Source organism: Vogesella fluminis (assembly GCF_014652335.1).
GTDB classification, from domain to species: domain Bacteria; phylum Pseudomonadota; class Gammaproteobacteria; order Burkholderiales; family Chromobacteriaceae; genus Vogesella; species Vogesella fluminis.
On sequence record NZ_BMYP01000023.1, the window covers coordinates 37,135 to 53,158 of the forward strand.

Annotated in this window: 13 protein-coding genes, 5 tRNA genes and 1 pseudogene; 17 read left to right on the forward strand and 2 right to left on the reverse strand. The window is 65.2% G+C overall.

The genetic code is table 11. The features are described from left to right. The first annotated feature begins 58 nt into the window (after nt 1-58). The 3 genes from IE083_RS10235 (at nt 59) to rlmF (ending at nt 2,256) form a co-directional block, all read left to right on the forward strand. Nucleotides 59-952, forward strand: coding sequence for an EamA family transporter (locus IE083_RS10235; RefSeq protein ID WP_189353508.1), 894 nt, complete (start codon nt 59-61; stop codon nt 950-952). Between the two features lie 35 nt (nt 953-987). After that, complete coding sequence (locus IE083_RS10240) at nt 988-1,185, forward strand: DUF1737 domain-containing protein (protein ID WP_189353509.1); 198 nt, start codon at nt 988-990, stop codon at nt 1,183-1,185. 114 nt (nt 1,186-1,299) lie between these two features. Next, on the forward strand, nt 1,300-2,256 hold the full coding sequence (gene rlmF / locus IE083_RS10245) for a 23S rRNA (adenine(1618)-N(6))-methyltransferase RlmF (RefSeq protein WP_189353510.1): 957 nt from the start codon (nt 1,300-1,302) through the stop codon (nt 2,254-2,256). Between the two features lie 84 nt (nt 2,257-2,340). Here the strand turns inward: rlmF and IE083_RS10250 are convergent, their stop codons facing one another. Beyond that, nucleotides 2,341-3,594 (reverse strand): DEAD/DEAH box helicase, encoded by a 1,254-nt coding sequence (locus IE083_RS10250; protein ID WP_189353511.1) that lies wholly within the window; start codon nt 3,592-3,594, stop codon nt 2,341-2,343. Nucleotides 3,595-3,783: 189 nt separating this feature from the next. On the opposite strand from IE083_RS10250, the gene IE083_RS10255 reads away from it, so the two are divergent. From IE083_RS10255 to IE083_RS10265, 3 genes are all read left to right on the forward strand, one after another. Then, nucleotides 3,784-4,413: a 2OG-Fe(II) oxygenase gene (locus tag IE083_RS10255; protein WP_189353512.1), complete on the forward strand. Its 630-nt coding sequence runs from the start codon at nt 3,784-3,786 to the stop codon at nt 4,411-4,413. A gap of 179 nt (nt 4,414-4,592) precedes the next feature. After that, entirely contained in the window at nt 4,593-5,693 is a 1,101-nt protein-coding gene (aroC, locus tag IE083_RS10260) for a chorismate synthase (protein WP_189353513.1), read from the forward strand. A gap of 62 nt (nt 5,694-5,755) precedes the next feature. After that, nucleotides 5,756-7,150, forward strand: a complete 1,395-nt coding sequence (locus IE083_RS10265; RefSeq protein ID WP_189353514.1) for an EAL and HDOD domain-containing protein — start codon at nt 5,756-5,758, stop codon at nt 7,148-7,150. Between the two features lie 86 nt (nt 7,151-7,236). Here the strand turns inward: IE083_RS10265 and guaB are convergent, their stop codons facing one another. After that, nucleotides 7,237-8,700, reverse strand: coding sequence for an IMP dehydrogenase (guaB, locus tag IE083_RS10270; RefSeq protein ID WP_189353515.1), 1,464 nt, complete (start codon nt 8,698-8,700; stop codon nt 7,237-7,239). 150 nt (nt 8,701-8,850) lie between these two features. Between guaB and IE083_RS10275 the strand changes: the two genes are divergently transcribed. The 11 genes and pseudogenes from IE083_RS10275 (at nt 8,851) to IE083_RS16005 (ending at nt 15,044) form a co-directional block, all read left to right on the forward strand. Beyond that, the gene (locus IE083_RS10275) at nt 8,851-9,270 is read left to right on the forward strand and encodes a DUF4124 domain-containing protein (protein WP_189353516.1); all 420 of its coding nucleotides are present in this window, start codon (nt 8,851-8,853) and stop codon (nt 9,268-9,270) included. Continuing rightward, the gene (uvrC, locus tag IE083_RS10280; protein ID WP_229799710.1) at nt 9,260-11,068 is read left to right on the forward strand and encodes an excinuclease ABC subunit UvrC; all 1,809 of its coding nucleotides are present in this window, start codon (nt 9,260-9,262) and stop codon (nt 11,066-11,068) included. Before IE083_RS10275 ends, uvrC begins: the two co-directional genes overlap by 11 nt. A gap of 17 nt (nt 11,069-11,085) precedes the next feature. Further along, nucleotides 11,086-11,667, forward strand: a complete 582-nt coding sequence (gene pgsA, locus IE083_RS10285; protein WP_189353518.1) for a CDP-diacylglycerol--glycerol-3-phosphate 3-phosphatidyltransferase — start codon at nt 11,086-11,088, stop codon at nt 11,665-11,667. Nucleotides 11,668-11,745: 78 nt separating this feature from the next. Further along, a tRNA-Gly gene (locus IE083_RS10290) sits at nt 11,746-11,821 on the forward strand. A 36-nt stretch (nt 11,822-11,857) separates the two neighbouring features. Further along, a tRNA-Gly gene (locus IE083_RS10295) sits at nt 11,858-11,933 on the forward strand. Nucleotides 11,934-11,963: 30 nt separating this feature from the next. Then, nucleotides 11,964-12,039: transfer RNA gene (locus tag IE083_RS10300), tRNA-Gly, on the forward strand. Between the two features lie 29 nt (nt 12,040-12,068). Beyond that, a tRNA-Gly gene (locus tag IE083_RS10305) sits at nt 12,069-12,144 on the forward strand. Nucleotides 12,145-12,184: 40 nt separating this feature from the next. After that, nucleotides 12,185-12,258, forward strand: a tRNA-Cys gene (locus tag IE083_RS10310). Nucleotides 12,259-12,403: 145 nt separating this feature from the next. Next, on the forward strand, nt 12,404-13,045 hold the full coding sequence (locus tag IE083_RS10315) for a HugZ family pyridoxamine 5'-phosphate oxidase (protein ID WP_189353519.1): 642 nt from the start codon (nt 12,404-12,406) through the stop codon (nt 13,043-13,045). A gap of 852 nt (nt 13,046-13,897) precedes the next feature. After that, nucleotides 13,898-14,741 (forward strand): annotated as a pseudogene (locus IE083_RS10320) (amino acid permease); the annotation flags it as partial. A gap of 189 nt (nt 14,742-14,930) precedes the next feature. Further along, a complete protein-coding gene (locus IE083_RS16005) occupies nt 14,931-15,044 on the forward strand; it encodes an amino acid permease C-terminal domain-containing protein (RefSeq protein ID WP_308426742.1) in 114 nt (37 codons plus the stop codon). Nucleotides 15,045-16,024 lie beyond the last annotated feature (980 nt).

Consider the following 16,024-nt stretch of genomic DNA (forward strand, 5'->3'; position numbering starts at 1 on the left):
TGGGTTTCCCCGCCCGGCCGCCGAGGTGGCTAGGCACAACTTCGCAGGAGCAAAGGCCATGAACTGGCAAGACCGACTGATTGCCCTCGCCATCGTCGCGGTGTGGGGCTTCTGTTTCGTGGTGATCAAGTGGGGCGTGGCCGGCGTGCCGCCGTTCCTGCTCGGCGCGCTGCGCTTTGCCGCGGCGGCGGGCATCGGCCTCTTGTTCGTGCGCCGCCCCGCTATCCCGTGGCGCTGGCTGGCGCTGTACGGGCTGTCGGTCGGCCTCGGCCAGTTCGCCTGCCTGTTCACCGCCATCAAGCTGGGCATGCCGGTGGGCCTCGCCTCCATCGTGCTGCAGTCGCAGGCCTTCCTCACGCTGCTGATCGCGATGCTGTGGCTGAGGGAGTCGTTCTCGGCCTGGCAACTGGCCGGTTTGCTGATCGGTAGTGCCGGGCTATACCTGATCGGCGGCCTCGGCGCCGCCGGCTTGCCGCTGTCGGGCTTCGTGCTGACGCTGTGCGCCGCCGCCAGCTGGGCGCTGTCCAATGTGGTGGTGCGCCGCATCGTCGCCGCCGGCTTCAAGCCTGACATGCTGGGGCTGGTGGTGTGGAGCAGCCTGGTCCCTGTCGTGCCGTTTTTCGCGCTGTCGGCGCTGTTCGAGGCTGACAACATCGTGTGGGCGCAGGTGTTCAGCGGCAAGAGCCTGTTCGCCATCGCCTATCTGGCGCTGATCGCCACCCTGTTCGGCTACGGCCAGTGGAGCAAGCTGTTAAGCCGCCATGCGGCCAACGTGGTGGCGCCGTACTCGCTGCTGGTGCCGTTCTTCGGCGTGCTGTCGGCGGCGCTGGTGCTGGGTGAGCGGCTGAGCTTCTGGCAACTGGCCGGCGGCGGCGTGCTGCTGGCCGGCCTCGCGGTCAACGTGTTCGGCGCGCGGCTGCTGGCCTTGCTGCGCAAGCCGCAGCCGGCGTAAGGTTGGCCGCATCAATTATTACCGGGAGAGACACCATGAAACTGTACCGACTGCTGACCGGCCCCGACGACGCCGCCTTCTGCCACCGCGTCAGCGAGGCGCTGAACCGCGGCTGGCAGCTGCACGGCAACCCGGCGCTGACCTTCAACGGCGAGCGCGTGATCGCGGCGCAGGCGATCGTGAAAGAGGTCGACGGCGAGTACGTGCCGGAGATCCGGCTGGGCGAGCTGTAGCCGGCACCAATCTTGGCCGCAACGGCCGCAGCTTTGGCTGCCGCCGCTGTCCGCAATGCAGCAGCCGGCGCGATAACCCCGTACAATCCGGCCATTGTTTTTGCGGTACACCCCATGAAAGCCACACCCAAACCGACCGGCAAAGCCGGTCTGCACCCGCGCAATGCCCATCGCCAGCGCTATGACTTCCCGGCGCTGATCGCCAGCCTGCCGGAGCTGGCCGCCTTTGTGCGCCCCAACGACTACGGCGACGACAGCGTCGACTTTGCCGATCCGGCGGCGGTGAAGGCGCTGAACCGCGCGCTGCTGGCGCACTACTACGGCATCGGCTTCTGGGATCTGCCGCCGGGCTACCTGTGCCCGCCGATTCCGGGGCGCGCCGACTACATCCACCATCTGGCCGATCTGCTCGCCGACTGCAACGGCGGCACGGTGCCGCCACGCGTCAACGTGCTCGATGTCGGCGTCGGCGCCAACTGCGTGTATCCGATCATCGGCCGCAGCGTGTACGGCTGGCGCTTCGTCGGCAGCGACATCGACCCGGTGTCGCTGAAAGCGGCGAAGGCGATTGCCGATTTCAACCCGGCGCTGTCCGGTGCGCTGACGCTGCGGCTGCAGGCCGACGCGGGCAAGGTGTTTGCCGGCGTCATCCAGCGCAAGGACCGTTTCGACGTCACGCTGTGCAACCCGCCGTTCCACGCCTCGGCGGAAGAGGCGGAGGCGGTGTCGCGGCGCAAGGTGACCAACCTCACCGGCGAGGTGCCGGACAAGCCGGTGCTGAATTTCGGCGGCCAGCACGCCGAGCTGTGGTGCGACGGCGGCGAAGTCGCCTTCCTGCGCAACATGGCGCAGGAGAGCCGCGAGTTTGCCGAGCAGTGCTGCTGGTTCACCTCGCTGGTGTCGCGCGAGGCGCACCTGCACGAGCTGTACCGCCAGTTGCGCAAGCTGGGCGCGAAACAGGTCAAGACCATCGACATGGCGCAGGGGCAAAAGATCAGCCGTTTCGTGGCGTGGACCTTCCTCGACAACGCGGCGATGGCCGAGTGGCGCGAGGAGCGCTGGCAGGGCTGAGGCCTGGCCGCGCTTGGCTCCATATGAAAAACCCCGCCGGTACGAACCGGGCGGGGTTTTTTTCTTGCCGGTGCGCAGCCCGGCTCAGTCCGGCTTGGCGACCTGTTGCGCGGCGGCTTCTGCGGCGGCGGCGCGCAGCTTGTCCTTCTTGCTCGGGCGCTTGCCCTTGATGCCACCGTTGTCGTCGGCTGCGGCCAACCTTGGCGACGGCTGGTCGGTGGGGATGAAGCCGGCCAGCTGTTCGCGCGGCAGTTTCAGTTGCAGTCGCTTCTCGATCAGGCGGAAGTGGGCACGGCTGTCGGCGTCGATCAGGCTGATGGCGAGGCCGCTTTCGCCGGCGCGGCCGGTGCGGCCGATGCGGTGGGTGTAGTCCTGCGGCGAGCGCGGCAGGTCGTAGTTGATCACCACCGGCAGCGCCGGGATGTCGATGCCGCGCGCGGCGAGATCGGTGGCGACGATCACCTGCAGCGTGCCGTCCTTCAGGTTCTCCAGCACCCGCTCGCGGCGGCCTTGCGCCAGCTCGCCGAACAGCGCGGCGGCGCGGATGCCCTCGCGCTGCAGCGTCTGCGCCAGCTCGGCGGCCCCCTGCTTGCTGGCGACGAAGACCAGCATCCGCGCGCCATCCTGCTCGGCGATCAGCCGGCACAGCAGCGGGGTACGCTGGCGGCTATCGACCTCGATCGCGCGCTGGCGGATGTCCGGCGCCTGTTCCGCGATGTGGATGCGCTGCGCGTCGCTGAGCAGCCTTGTTGCCAGCTGCTGCACGTTGGCCGCAAAGGTTGCGGAGAACAGCAGCGTCTGGCGTTGCGCCGGCAGTTCGGCCAGCACCTGTTCCAGCTCGTCGGCAAAGCCCTGTTCCAGCAGGCGGTCGGCCTCGTCCAGCACCAGGGTGCACACCTGTTCCAGGCGCAGCGCGTTGTTGGCCTGCAGCTCCAGCAGCCGGCCGGGGGTGGCGACGATGATGTCGGCGCCGCCGCGCAGCGCCATCAGTTGCGGATTGAGCGACACCCCGCCGTAGACGGTGACGATCTTCGGCGGTGGCAGATGGCGGGCCAGCTGTTGCAGCACGCTGCCGACCTGTTGCGCCAGCTCGCGCGTCGGCAGCAGCACCAGCAGCGTCGGCTGCTTGCCGTCATGGCGGCCGTGCTGCCAGCGCTGCAACAGCGGCAGGCAGTAGGCGGCGGTCTTGCCGGAGCCGGTGCGGGCGGTGGCCAGCAGGTCGCGGCCGTGCAGGATCGCCGGGATCGCCTCGCGCTGGATGGCGGTGGCGGTGTGGAAGCCCTGTTCGTCCAGCGCGTGCAGCAGCGCCGGGTCAAGGCCGAGGGTGGAAAAGGGCATGGGCGGGGGCGGGGCGTGAATTCGTGAAGGCGGCAGTCTACGGCTTTTGTGTGCGCGCTACCATGTTGATATCCGGTGGCAGGCCGGTGCCGTACGGGAAAGTGCAGCGGCTTTGACCTGGCGCATTCGCTGCCGTTAGCGGACATGATAGAAAGCGGGCTGTGTTCATTTCTGCGACCGTTTCCGGCCATGTTCCGACTGCAATTCGACCTCGACCGCATCATCGGCACCCTGGAGCGCGAGGGTTGGGTGGTGATCCCCAACGCGCTGTCCGCCACGATCACTGCCAACCTGCGTACCGCCTGTCTCGACATGTGGCGGCAGGGCCTGTTCCACGAGGCTGCTACCGGTCGCGCCAGCGGCCAGGCGTGCCGTGCCGAAATCCGGGCGGATTCGGTGCTGTGGCTGGACCAGGTGGCGGCGTTGCCGGCAGTACAGGCCTACAACGCGGCGATGGACGACATCATGCAGGCGGTCAATCGCGGCCTGTACCTCGGCCTCGTCGAGCTGGAGTCGCACTTCGCCGTGTACCCGGAGGGCGCGTTCTACAAGAAACATCTGGACCGCTTCCGCGACGACGACGCGCGCACGCTGACCACGGTGTTTTATCTGAATGAAGGTTGGCCGCAGCAGGCCGGCGGCCAGATCCGCCTGTACCTGGACGCCGACTGCCGCGAGTTCGTCGATGTCGGGCCGGAAGCCGGCACGCTGGTGCTGTTCCTGGCCGACCGCTTCTGGCACGAGGTGCTGCCGGCGCGGCAGCAGCGGTTGTCGGTCACCGGCTGGTACCGCCGCCGTCGCAGCAGCATGCCGTGGTGAGCATGCATCATCACAGCGCAGGCGCCCATGGGGCGCTTTTTTTGCGGCCAACGTTGGCGGAAGCATGGCCTGCCGGCCTTGCCGTTTGGTGAATCGTTACACCGTGCAAGCACCGGCAGCGTTGCCGGTCCGTGCTAGAATCAGCGGCGATCACCAAATAATAGGCAAGGGATAAAGCGATGTCTGGCAATAGCATGGGCCTGCTGTTTACTGTTACTTCATTCGGCGAAAGCCACGGGCCGGGCATCGGCTGCGTGGTGGATGGCTGCCCGCCGGGCATGGCCCTGTGCGAGGCCGACATCCAGGCCGAGCTGGACCGCCGCAAGCCCGGCACCAGCCGCCACGTGACCCAGCGGCGCGAGCCAGATACGGTGGAAATCCTGTCCGGCGTGTACGAGGGCAGGACCACCGGCACGCCGATCGCGCTGCTGATCCGCAATACCGATCAGCGTTCGCGCGACTACGGCAATATCGCCGACACCTTCCGCCCCGGCCACGCCGACTACACCTACTGGCACAAGTACGGCATCCGCGACCCGCGCGGCGGCGGCCGTTCCTCGGCGCGCGAGACCGCGGTACGGGTCGCTGCCGGTGCCATTGCCAAGAAGTGGCTGCATGAACAGTACGGCATCGTGATCCGCGGCCACATGACGCAGATCGGCGACATCGAGATCCCGTTCCGGAGCTGGGACGTGGTGAACGACAACCCGTTCTTCGCCGCCGACGAGAGCAAGGTGGACGAGCTGGAAGCGTACATGGACAGCATCCGCAAGAGTCTGGACTCGGTCGGCGCGCGCCTGCGCGTGGTGGCCGAGAACGTGCCGGTGGGCTGGGGCGAGCCGGTGTACGACCGCCTGGATGCCGACATCGCTTATGCGATGATGAACATCAACGCGGTGAAGGGCGTCGAGATCGGCGCCGGCTTCGGCTGCGTGACCCAGCGCGGCAGCGAGCACGGCGACGAGCTGACGCCCGAGGGCTTTGCCAGCAATCATGCCGGCGGCGTGCTGGGCGGCATTTCCACCGGCCAGGACATCGACGTGTCGATGGCCATCAAGCCGACCTCGTCCATCGCGCAGCCGCGCCGCTCCATCGACAAGGCCGGCGAGGCGATTATGGTCGAGACCCACGGCCGCCACGACCCGTGCGTCGGCATCCGCGCCACGCCGATCGCCGAGGCGATGCTGGCGCTGGTGCTGATCGACCATGCACTGCGCCACCGCGCGCAATGCGGCGACGTGCAGGTCGCTACCCCGCGCATTCCCGGTCGCATCGGCTAGACACTGTTTCATCCAGGAGGCGGCGCCAGGCTGCCCGCCGCTCGCACACAGTAGGGTTTGTCATGTTCAAAAGTCTGTTTGGCAGCTTGACCGGCAAGGGGCAAGCGCAAGAGGTCAGGGAAAGCCGCGGCGAGAAAAGCACAGCCAGCGCACCGGCTGCCGAGGTGGATGACAATGTTGTGCTGCCGCACACGCTGGGCTTTGTCACCCACCAGCCGCTGCACGACCTGCAGCAGCGGGTGGTGGCCTACGAGTTCATGGTGCGCGATACCGTCAAGCGCCGCGAATCGTCTGCCGGACAGTGGCTGCAGTTCGACCGGCTGATGATCAGCACCCTGATCAATATGGACGTGTTCCGGCTGCTGAATTCGCGCCGCGCGCTGGTGCACGTGTCGACGCTGTCGCTGCAGGATGCGTCGCTGGAGGCCTTTCCCAGCGACCGCGTCTATTTCGTGCTCAACCCGGCGAGTGACGATCCGGTCAGCAACGCCACCATCGTGCTGCTTGACCAGCACCGCGCCCAAGGGCGCCGCTTCGCACTGGAACCGTCGCTGTTCGACCGTCGCGTGCTGCCGGAGGCGCTGCAGGACGAGCTGTTTTCCCGCATCGACCTGCTGATCCTCGATTTCAGCGGTGCCGCCGACGAGGTGCTGGCGCCGTTCATGGACCAGATGCTGGCGCGCTACCCGGCGGCGCGCTGGTACGCGCGCAATATCGGCTCCAGCGAGGATTTCGATGTCTGCATCAAGACGCCGGGTGCCGCCAGGCGTTTCGTGCTGTTCCAGGGCGCCTTCCTGACCGCGGTGCATCTGCAGCCTGCCGGCAAGGCCGACGCCAGCCAGATGCGGGTGCTGGAAATCATGCGCCTGCTGCGCGCCGGAGCGGAAACGCCGGAGATCGACGCCCAGTTCAAGCTGGATTCGGTGCTGCTGTTCAAGCTGCTGCGCTTCATCAACTCGCCGGCCAACGGCCTGTCGCGCAAGGTGATGTCGATCGAGGAATCGCTGCTGCTGCTGGGGCGCGAGTCGCTGTTCAAGTGGCTGACGCTGCTGCTGTTCACCTCGCGCAAGGACGACGGCCGCTCGGTGGCGCTGCTGGAACGCTCGCTGTTCCGTGCCCGTTTCATGGAGACGCTGGGCAAGCTGGGCGGCAACAACCGCTTGGAGTGCGAGCACCTGTTCCTCACTGGCATGTTCTCGCTGCTGGACGCGCTGATGCACATCGAGATGGCCGGCGCGCTGGCACCGCTGGACCTGCCGCCGCCGGTAGCCGATGCGCTGCTCAACCAGCGCGGCATGTTCGCGCCGTATCTGGCACTGGCCATTTCCGCGGAGCAGGACAACGCCGACCGCATCGTGGCGCTGGCCGGGCTGCTGAAGCTGGAGCCGGCCGACGTCAACAAGGCACACATCGATGCCATGGTGTGGGCGCAGGAAATCCTGCAGCAGTCGGAGTAAGCTGCTGGCCGGTGCCGTCAGGTGCCGGCAGTCAAGAAAAAACCCCTGTTTCGCAACAGGGGTTTTTTGCGGCCAACGTTGGGGGCTTAGCCGCCGACGTGGTAGTTCGGTGCTTCCTTGGTGATCTGCACGTCGTGCACGTGCGATTCGCGCATGCCGGCGGAGGTGATCTCCACGAAGCCGGCCTTGTCGTGCATTTCGTCGATGGTCTTGCAACCCAGGTAGCCCATCGAGGAGCGCAGGCCGCCCACCAACTGGTGGATCACCTGGGCGATCGGGCCCTTGTAGGCGACGCGGCCCTCGATGCCTTCCGGCACGAACTTGTCGGCGTTGGCGTTGCCGTCCTGGAAGTAGCGGTCGGCGGAGCCCTGGCTCATCGCGCCCAGGCTGCCCATGCCACGGTAGGACTTGTAGGAACGGCCCTGGTACAGCTCGACTTCGCCCGGTGCCTCTTCGGTGCCGGCGAACATGCCGCCCAGCATCACGGCGTTGCCGCCGGCGGCCAGCGCCTTGGAGATGTCGCCGGAGAAGCGGATGCCGCCGTCGGCGATCATCGGCACGCCGGTGCCTTTCAGCGCTTCGGACACATTGTGGATGGCGGTCAGCTGCGGTACGCCGACACCGGCCACGATACGGGTGGTGCAGATCGAGCCGGGGCCGATGCCCACTTTCACGCCGTCGGCGCCGGCAGCCACCAGTGCGCGGGCGGCGTCGGCGGTGGCGATGTTGCCACCGATCACGTCCACCTGCGGGAAGGTGTCCTTCACCCACTTCACGCGGTCCAGTACGCCCTGGCTGTGGCCGTGGGCGGTATCGACCACGATCACATCCACGCCGGCCGCTACCAGTGCCGCCACGCGGTCGGCGGTGTCGCCACCGGTGCCGACCGCCGCGCCGACGCGCAGGCGACCCTGGTTGTCCTTGTTGGCGTTCGGGTGTTCGCTGGTCTTGATGATGTCCTTGACGGTAATCAGGCCCTTCAGCTCGAAGGCGTCGTTGATCACCAGTACGCGCTCCAGGCGATGCTTGTGCATCAGCTCGCGCGCTTCATCGATGCTGCCGCCTTCCTTTACCGTCACCAGACGCTCGCGCGGCGTCATGATGCTGGCCACCGGCTGGTCGAGACGGGTCTCGAAACGCAGGTCACGGTTGGTGACGATGCCGACCACCTTGCCATCCTGCACCACCGGCAGGCCGGAGATCTTGTGCTGACGGGTCAGCAACACCAGGTCGCGTACCAGCATGTCCGGGGCGATGGTGATCGGATCCTTGACCACGCCGCTTTCGTAACGCTTCACCTTGGACACTTCCAGCGCTTGCTGCTCGGCGGTCATGTTCTTGTGGATGATGCCGATGCCGCCTTCCTGGGCCATCGCAATCGCCAGACGCGATTCGGTGACGGTATCCATCGCAGCGGAGACCAGGGGCAGATTCAGGCTGATGTTACGGGTGAGGCGGGTGGACAGGGCAACGTCACGTGGCAGAACGGCGGAGTGGGCCGGCACGAGGAGAACGTCGTCGAAAGTGTAGGCCTTCTCGATGATGCGCATCTTGCTTTCCTTTAGCGGCAAAAACGCATTATACCGATCCCGCGCACGCAGTGCAAAAAGCCGTGGCGGGTGCGCTTGCAACAAGTCCTGTCTGCAACCGCGGCGGCACGCTAGAATACCGGTTCACGGCCGTGGGGGAAGCGGGAAACGATGAAGACGGTTCATTGGCTCTTTATGGGTGTGTTGCTGCTGCCTGCGGCGGCACAGGCGCAGGTCTATCGCTGGGTGGACGGCAGCGGCCGCACCGTGTTTTCCGATCGGCCGCCGCCGCAGGGCCGCAAGTCGGAAACGGTGAAGCTGCGCCCGCTGCCGCCGGTTGCGGCGCCTGCCTCGGCGCCGGCCAGCGACGGCGGCCTGCCGCAGCAGGTGAAGCAGCTCAATGAGCGCATCGACGAGCACAACCGCAAGATCAAGCAGGAAAACTGCAGCACCGCGCGCGCGCATCTGGCCAGGCTGGAGGGCCTGACCCAGCCGAATGCCACCACCAAGGCCGCGCCGCAGTCGGAGGCGCCGCTGGGCGCCGCCATCGCCGCCGCGCGTGATCACGTCAGGACCTGGTGTGGCAACTAAACCGCCGGCCTTCGACGCCAAGGCCTTTCTGGCCAACCTGCCGGGCCTGCCGGGGGTGTACCGCATGCTCGACGCCGACGGCAACGTGCTGTACGTCGGCAAGGCCATCGACCTGAAGAAACGCGTCAGCTCCTACTTCCAGAAGAGCGACCACAGCCCGCGCATCCAGCTGATGGTGCGCCAGATCGCCGCCATCGACACCACCGTGGTGCGCAGCGAGGCGGAAGCGCTGATCCTGGAAAACAACCTGATCAAGGTGCTGACCCCCAAGTACAACATCCTGTTCCGCGACGACAAGTCCTACCCCTACCTGATGCTGTCCGGGCATGCCTTCCCGCAGCTGGCCTATTTCCGCGGCGAGCCGAAAAAGCCGCATCAGTACTTCGGCCCCTATCCCAACGGCTACGCGGTGCGCGAGAGCATCCAGGTGCTGCAGAAGGTGTTCCGCCTGCGCAGCTGCGAGGACAGTGTGTTCGCCAACCGCTCGCGTCCCTGCCTGCTGTTCCAGATCAAGCGCTGCTCGGCGCCGTGTACCGGCGAGATCGGCAGCGAAGCCTACCGTGCCGATGTGCAGAGCGCGGTCACCTTCCTGCAGGGCAAGCACAACGAGCTGATCGACCTGCTCACCGCGCGCATGTTGGCCGCATCGGAGGCGATGCACTTCGAACAGGCCGCCGAGCTGCGCGACCAGATCCAGGCGCTGGCGCGGGTGCAGGAGAAGCAGTACATCTCCAGCAATACCAGCCAGCTCGACGCCGACGTGATCGCCATCGCCAGCGCCGGCGGCGTGGTGTGCGTCAATCTGGTGATGATCCGCGGCGGCCGTCACCTGGGCGACAAGAGCCTGTTCCCGCTCAATGCCGCCGACAGCCTTGCGGCCAACCTTGAGGCCTTCCTCGCCCAGCATTACCTCGGCGCGCCGCTGCCGGCGGCCATCATCTACAACGAAACGGTGGCGCCGGAGCTGCAGCAGCTGCTGATCGAGCAGGCGCAGAAGCGGCTGCAGTTCATCGGCAACCCGATCGGCGAACGCCGCGTGTGGCTGGAGATGGCACAGAAGAACGCGCAGCTGGCGATCGGCCAGCGCCTGGCCAGCGCCGCCAGCCAGAACGCCCGTCTGGCGGCGCTGGCCGAGCTGATGGAAGTGGAGGAGGTGGCGCGGCTGGAGTGCTTCGACATCAGCCACACCATGGGCGAGGCCACCGTGGCGTCGTGCGTGGTGTACGACCGTGGCGGCATGCAGCCGTCGGAGTACCGCCGCTTCAATATCGAGACCGCCGCCGCCGGCGACGACTACGGCGCCATGCGCGAGGCGCTGACCCGCCGCTACAGCAAGCTGGCGACCGGCGAGGGCAAGCTGCCCGACGTGCTGCTGATCGACGGCGGCAAGGGCCAGGTCGGCGTGGCGCTGGAAGTGCTGGCCGAGGTCGGTGTCGACGTGCCGATTGTCGGTGTCGCCAAGGGCGAAAGCCGCAAGCCGGGGCTGGAAACGTTGATCGTTCCCCATCTGCAAAAGACGCTACAATTGCCGCGCGATCACGCCGCGCTGCACCTGATCCAGACCGTGCGCGACGAGGCGCACCGCTTCGCCATCACCGGCCACCGTGCGCGCCGCGCCAAGGCGCGCACCAGTTCGACGCTGGAGGACATCGCCGGCGTCGGCCCGACGCGGCGCCAGCGGCTGCTGACCCGCTTCGGCGGCCTGCGCGGCGTGGTGGCGGCCAGCATCGACGATCTGGCGCAAGTGGACGGCATCAGCCGCGCGCTGGCAGAAAAAATTTACCAAGCCCTGCACTGAATAAAGACAACCGGATAATGCCCTTCAACCTGCCGATTTTCCTGACCTGGCTGCGCGTCGCCCTGATCCCGGTGTGCGTGGCCGTGTTCTTTCTCCCCGACAGCGTGCTGCTGTCCCACCATCGCAATAGCCTCGGCGCCTTCATCTTTGCGCTGGCCGCCGCCACCGACTGGCTGGACGGCTACCTGGCGCGTCGCCTGGGGCAGACCTCGGCCTTTGGCGCCTTCCTGGACCCGGTGGCCGACAAGCTGATCGTGGCGGCGGCGCTGATCCTGCTGGTGGAGCTGGGGCGCACCGAGGGCTGGATGGCGATGATCATCATCGGCCGCGAGATCGCGATTTCGGCATTGCGCGAGTGGATGGCGGCGCAGGGCAGCCGCGGCAGCGTGGCGGTGGCCTATATCGGCAAGCTGAAAACGGCGGCACAGATGATCGCCATTCTGCTGCTGCTGTATGCCGGTCCGGTTTTACCGGCAATCGATACGCTGATTCTCGGAAATTTTTTCATGGTCATCGCTATTGTTTTGACTTTGTGGTCAATGGTTTACTATCTGCGAATGGCTGCTGCGCAGTTTTCCGGCAAAAAAATCGAGCTGTAAGAGGTTGACAATAATTTTTTGGTCATTATAATTCGCAGCTCTCGACAACGCAGTAATACGGCGGCGACGAGAAGTGATGCGGGAATAGCTCAGTTGGTAGAGCGCAACCTTGCCAAGGTTGAGGTCGCGAGTTCGAGCCTCGTTTCCCGCTCCACACCGATTTTACAGCAGTACAGCAGTATCATGCGACGCGGGAATAGCTCAGTTGGTAGAGCGCAACCTTGCCAAGGTTGAGGTCGCGAGTTCGAGCCTCGTTTCCCGCTCCATACAATTTACGGCGTTATTGTAGTACCCCTGCGGGAATAGCTCAGTTGGTAGAGCGCAACCTTGCCAAGGTTGAGGTCGCGAGTTCGAGCCTCGTTTCCCGCTCCATACAATTTACGGCATCAGGCAGTATCCCTGCGGGAATAGCTCAGTTGGTAGAGCGCAACCTTGCCAAGGTTGAGGTCGCGAGTTCGAGCCTCGTTTCCCGCTCCATATTCGGTCGATATGTGGTCATCACGTATTGCAGGCTTGCGGCGCGATAGCAAAGCGGTTATGCCCCGGATTGCAAATCCGGTCAGTCCAGTTCGACTCTGGATCGCGCCTCCAGATAAAACCCCAGCAAACTAGGTTTGCTGGGGTTTTTGTTTGTCCCCCGTGTCTGTTGCGCTACGGCGACTTGCCCGCGCCGATTGCCGTGCCCGGCGATGTTGCCTAAGCTGGGAGCATCTCCCTGTTGCGGCCAACCTTTGCCATGAACATTCCCGTTACCGATTGTCTGTCCCTGCTGCACCGCTGCAGCTCCCTGGCGCTGGCGACGCAGTCGCAGGCGCTGCCGGGCTACCCCTTTGTCACCGTGCTGCCTTTTGCGCTGGATGCGGCGCATCGGCCGTGGCTGCTGATGAGCGAGCTGGCCGAGCATTGCCGCAATGTGCGTACCGACGGCCGTGTCAGCGTGTTGCTGCAGCAGGGCGGTACCGATGTGCTGCAAGGCGAGCGCATGACGCTGGTTGGCGATCTGCAGGCGATGTCGCCCGATGCGGCGACTCAGGCGCGGCTGCTGCGCTATTGCCCGGCGTTTGCCGACTACCTGGCGTTGGGTGATTTTCATTTTTTCTGCCTGCAGCCCAAGCGCCTGCGCTTTATCGGCGGTTTCGGCCGCATGGGCTGGATCGATGCCGGTGACTGGGCGGCGTTGCCGCAACTGGCGGCGGAACAGGAGCAGGTGTTGCTGGCAGCATTGCAGCCGGCCGATGCGGCATTGCAGCTGCTGGGGCTGGATGTCTGCGGACTGGACGTATTGTGCAACGGCATACGGCAGCGGCTGGATTTTGCCGCACCGGTGGGCGAGGCCGCGCTACTGGCCACGGCGCAGGCGCGGCTGGCCGCGGGTTAGGCGGCTGGTCCTGGCGGGTCTGCACAAGGCTGCCGCGGTGGCGTGCGGCTGCCGCCGTTCGGGTGCCCGGGTTGAATGCCGCGACAGAATGCGTCGGCCCGGTATCGGCCTCGGTCAGGCGTTGCCGTGCTAGCCGCTGCGCCAGTGGCAGATAAGCTCCCTGTGTACGGCGGCGGGCGGCGAGCCAGCCGCATTCGACGCCGCCTGCAAGCCGGGCGCTGCGGAGGTGATGGCGCACTGATCTTCCTCTGTACTATTCCTGCCTGCTTGGCAGCGGCCGCGTACTGAGCGCCGGCCACTGCCGCATCCTCACCCCATGTCACGCCGCAGATCGGGCTGCGGCCAACCTTGCGTTGGCCCTGCGCGCCAGACTGCGCGCATACCTGTCCCTGATCCCGTCTATGGGCAAGACTCTGCTCCAGCACCGCTGCTGGCAAACTTTGGTGTTTGCCGGCTTTGTCGCGCTCATGCGGTGGCGTGTCGCCGGCTGCTGTGGGGTGGCAATTCAGGCCGAAATGTTGCCGTTTGGCCGAGGTGATGCTCACCCCGATAGCGGGTGGCTGCACGACTGACAAACCACGAAGCAATCAGACGACCGCTGCTTGCCGGGTTGCCGCCTTAAACAACAACAGGCAGTCGCTACGGCCAACATTAGGGACAAGAAATACATGGGCTTGATGCGCAAGAAAAGCGTTCAGGGCATGCTGGCGTTCGCGCAGACCTCACAAGGGTTGCACAAGGAGCTGTCGGCGTTTGACCTGACCATGCTGGGGATTGGTGCCATTATCGGCACCGGGATTTTCGTGCTGGCTGGCACCGGTGCCACCGTGGCCGGGGCTGGTGCTGTCGTTCGTGATCGGCGCGCTGGCCTGCGGTTTTGCCGCGCTGTGCTACGCGGAGTTCGCGGCGATGCTGCCGATTTCCGGCTCGACCTATACCTACGCCTACGCCACGCTGGGCGAGCTGGTGGCGTGGATCATCGGCTGGGACCTGATGCTGGAATACCTGCTGGCGTCGTCGGCGGTGTCGGTGGGCTGGTCCGGCTACTTCCAGAGCCTCTTGGCCGGCTTCGGCATTACCCTGCCCGAGGTGCTGACCGCGGCCGCCGGTGCGATGCCGGGCAAGGACACGCTGTTCAACCTGCCGGCATTCTGCATCGCGATGATCATCGCCGGCCTGTTGGCGTTCGGCATCAAGGAATCCAAGCGCGTCAACAATATCGTGGTGCTGATCGAGGTCGCGGTGGTGGTGCTGTTCATCGCCATCGGCATGTGGTACGTGAAGCCGGTGAACTGGTCGCCGGTGCTGCCGTACGGTTTTGACGGCGTGTTCCACGGTGCCGCCATCGTGTTCATCAGCTTCCTCGGCTTCGATGCGGTGACCTGCGCGGCGGAAGAGGTGAAGAACCCGGCACGCGACATTCCGAAAAGGGGTGATCTGGTCGCTGGCGATCTGCTTGCTGCTGTACGTGATCATGACCGGCATCGTGCCGTACGCGCAGTTTGCCGGCATCGACCATCCGGTGTCGCTGGCGCTGCAGGTGGCGAAGCTGGACTGGTTCGCCGGTTTTGTCGACCTGGGCGCCATCCTCGGCATGATGACGGTGATCCTGGTGATGACCTACGGCCAGACCCGCATCCTGCTGGCGATGTCGCGCGACGGTCTGCTGCCGAAGGTGTTCTCCGACATCAACCCGAAATACGGCACCCCGTACAAGGCGATGTGGCTGATCGGGACGGTGATCGCGCTGATCGCCGGCTGCGTGCCGCTGCACACGCTGGCGGTGATCGTGCTGCGCAAGCGCGAGGCGGACCTGCCGCGCAAGTTCTATTGTCCGGCGGTGCCGTATGTGCCGGCGCTGGCGATCCTGTTCTGCGTGTTCCTGATGACGCAGCTGTCGGCGCTGACCTGGGCGCTCTTTGTCGGCTGGCTGCTGATCGGTCTTGGCGTGTACTTCGGCTATTCGCGCCGCAATTCGCTGCTGCACAAACCGCGCTGATCCGCGGTAACCGGATGCGGCCAACCTTGGGGCAGGGTTGGCCGCACTGCTTTTGTACTGCGTGACCGCGTGGAGGCTGCATTACCGTGGGTGTCTGAATAACGGGCGGCCACCCTGTCGTGCCGGGCAAGATGACCCCCGCAGATTGCAGCCGGCAGCGCTTATGCGCTAGAATCAGCGCCCTGTCTGTCGCGCTGTATTGCAGATGCTGGTACTGGTTTTGTTTCTTCCTGCACATGTCGTCAGGGCGGGAGGGCTGTAGTGGCAACGGCTTGCGAGTATCCTGGGCCTGGTTTTGCAGGAGTCAGGCAGGGGTCTGCAGAAAGTGTGCAGGCTGGTGCATCATGCAATGCCCGAGTGGTGAAATCGGTAGACACAAGGGACTTAAACAATTTGAGCCTTCGGGGGGAAACACCCGAAGTGAAGCCCGTCAAAGTCGGCGAAAGCCCTGGATGCCTTGCATCCGAGCCAACGCCGAGCCAAGCCCCCAGGTTCCATGGTTGGGAAGGTGTAGAGAGCAGACGGCGGGCACCTACGGCCGCAAGGCTATGGTGAAGGCGTGCTCCAGCCCACGAACAGCACTTTTGCGCTGGCGGCGAAAGCCGAAGTGGGAAGAAAATCCCTCGTCGCAAGGCGTGCCGGTTCGATTCCGGCCTCGGGCACCACGAAAAAGTCCAGAGCAGTCCAAGAAAGTCCAAAAACCCGCACAGCACAAGGCTCTGCGGGTTTTTTGTTGTCCGGTAGCGTGCAGCAATGTGCAGTAACATCCAGCTTTTTTGTGTACCTTTTTGTGTACCTTTTTTCGGTGCCGGANCCGTGTGTTGTTCTGCTTTTGCCCCTCTAAAAATGCGTAGTGACGGTAGTGACATAGTGACAGCATTGTTTTTAAAGGATTTTTTGAAGGTTTGCCGTAGTGACACCCCCGGTGTCAGGATAGTTGTCGTGTCTTCTGATCGAGTGAGTTGATGGTCCGGGGGCGG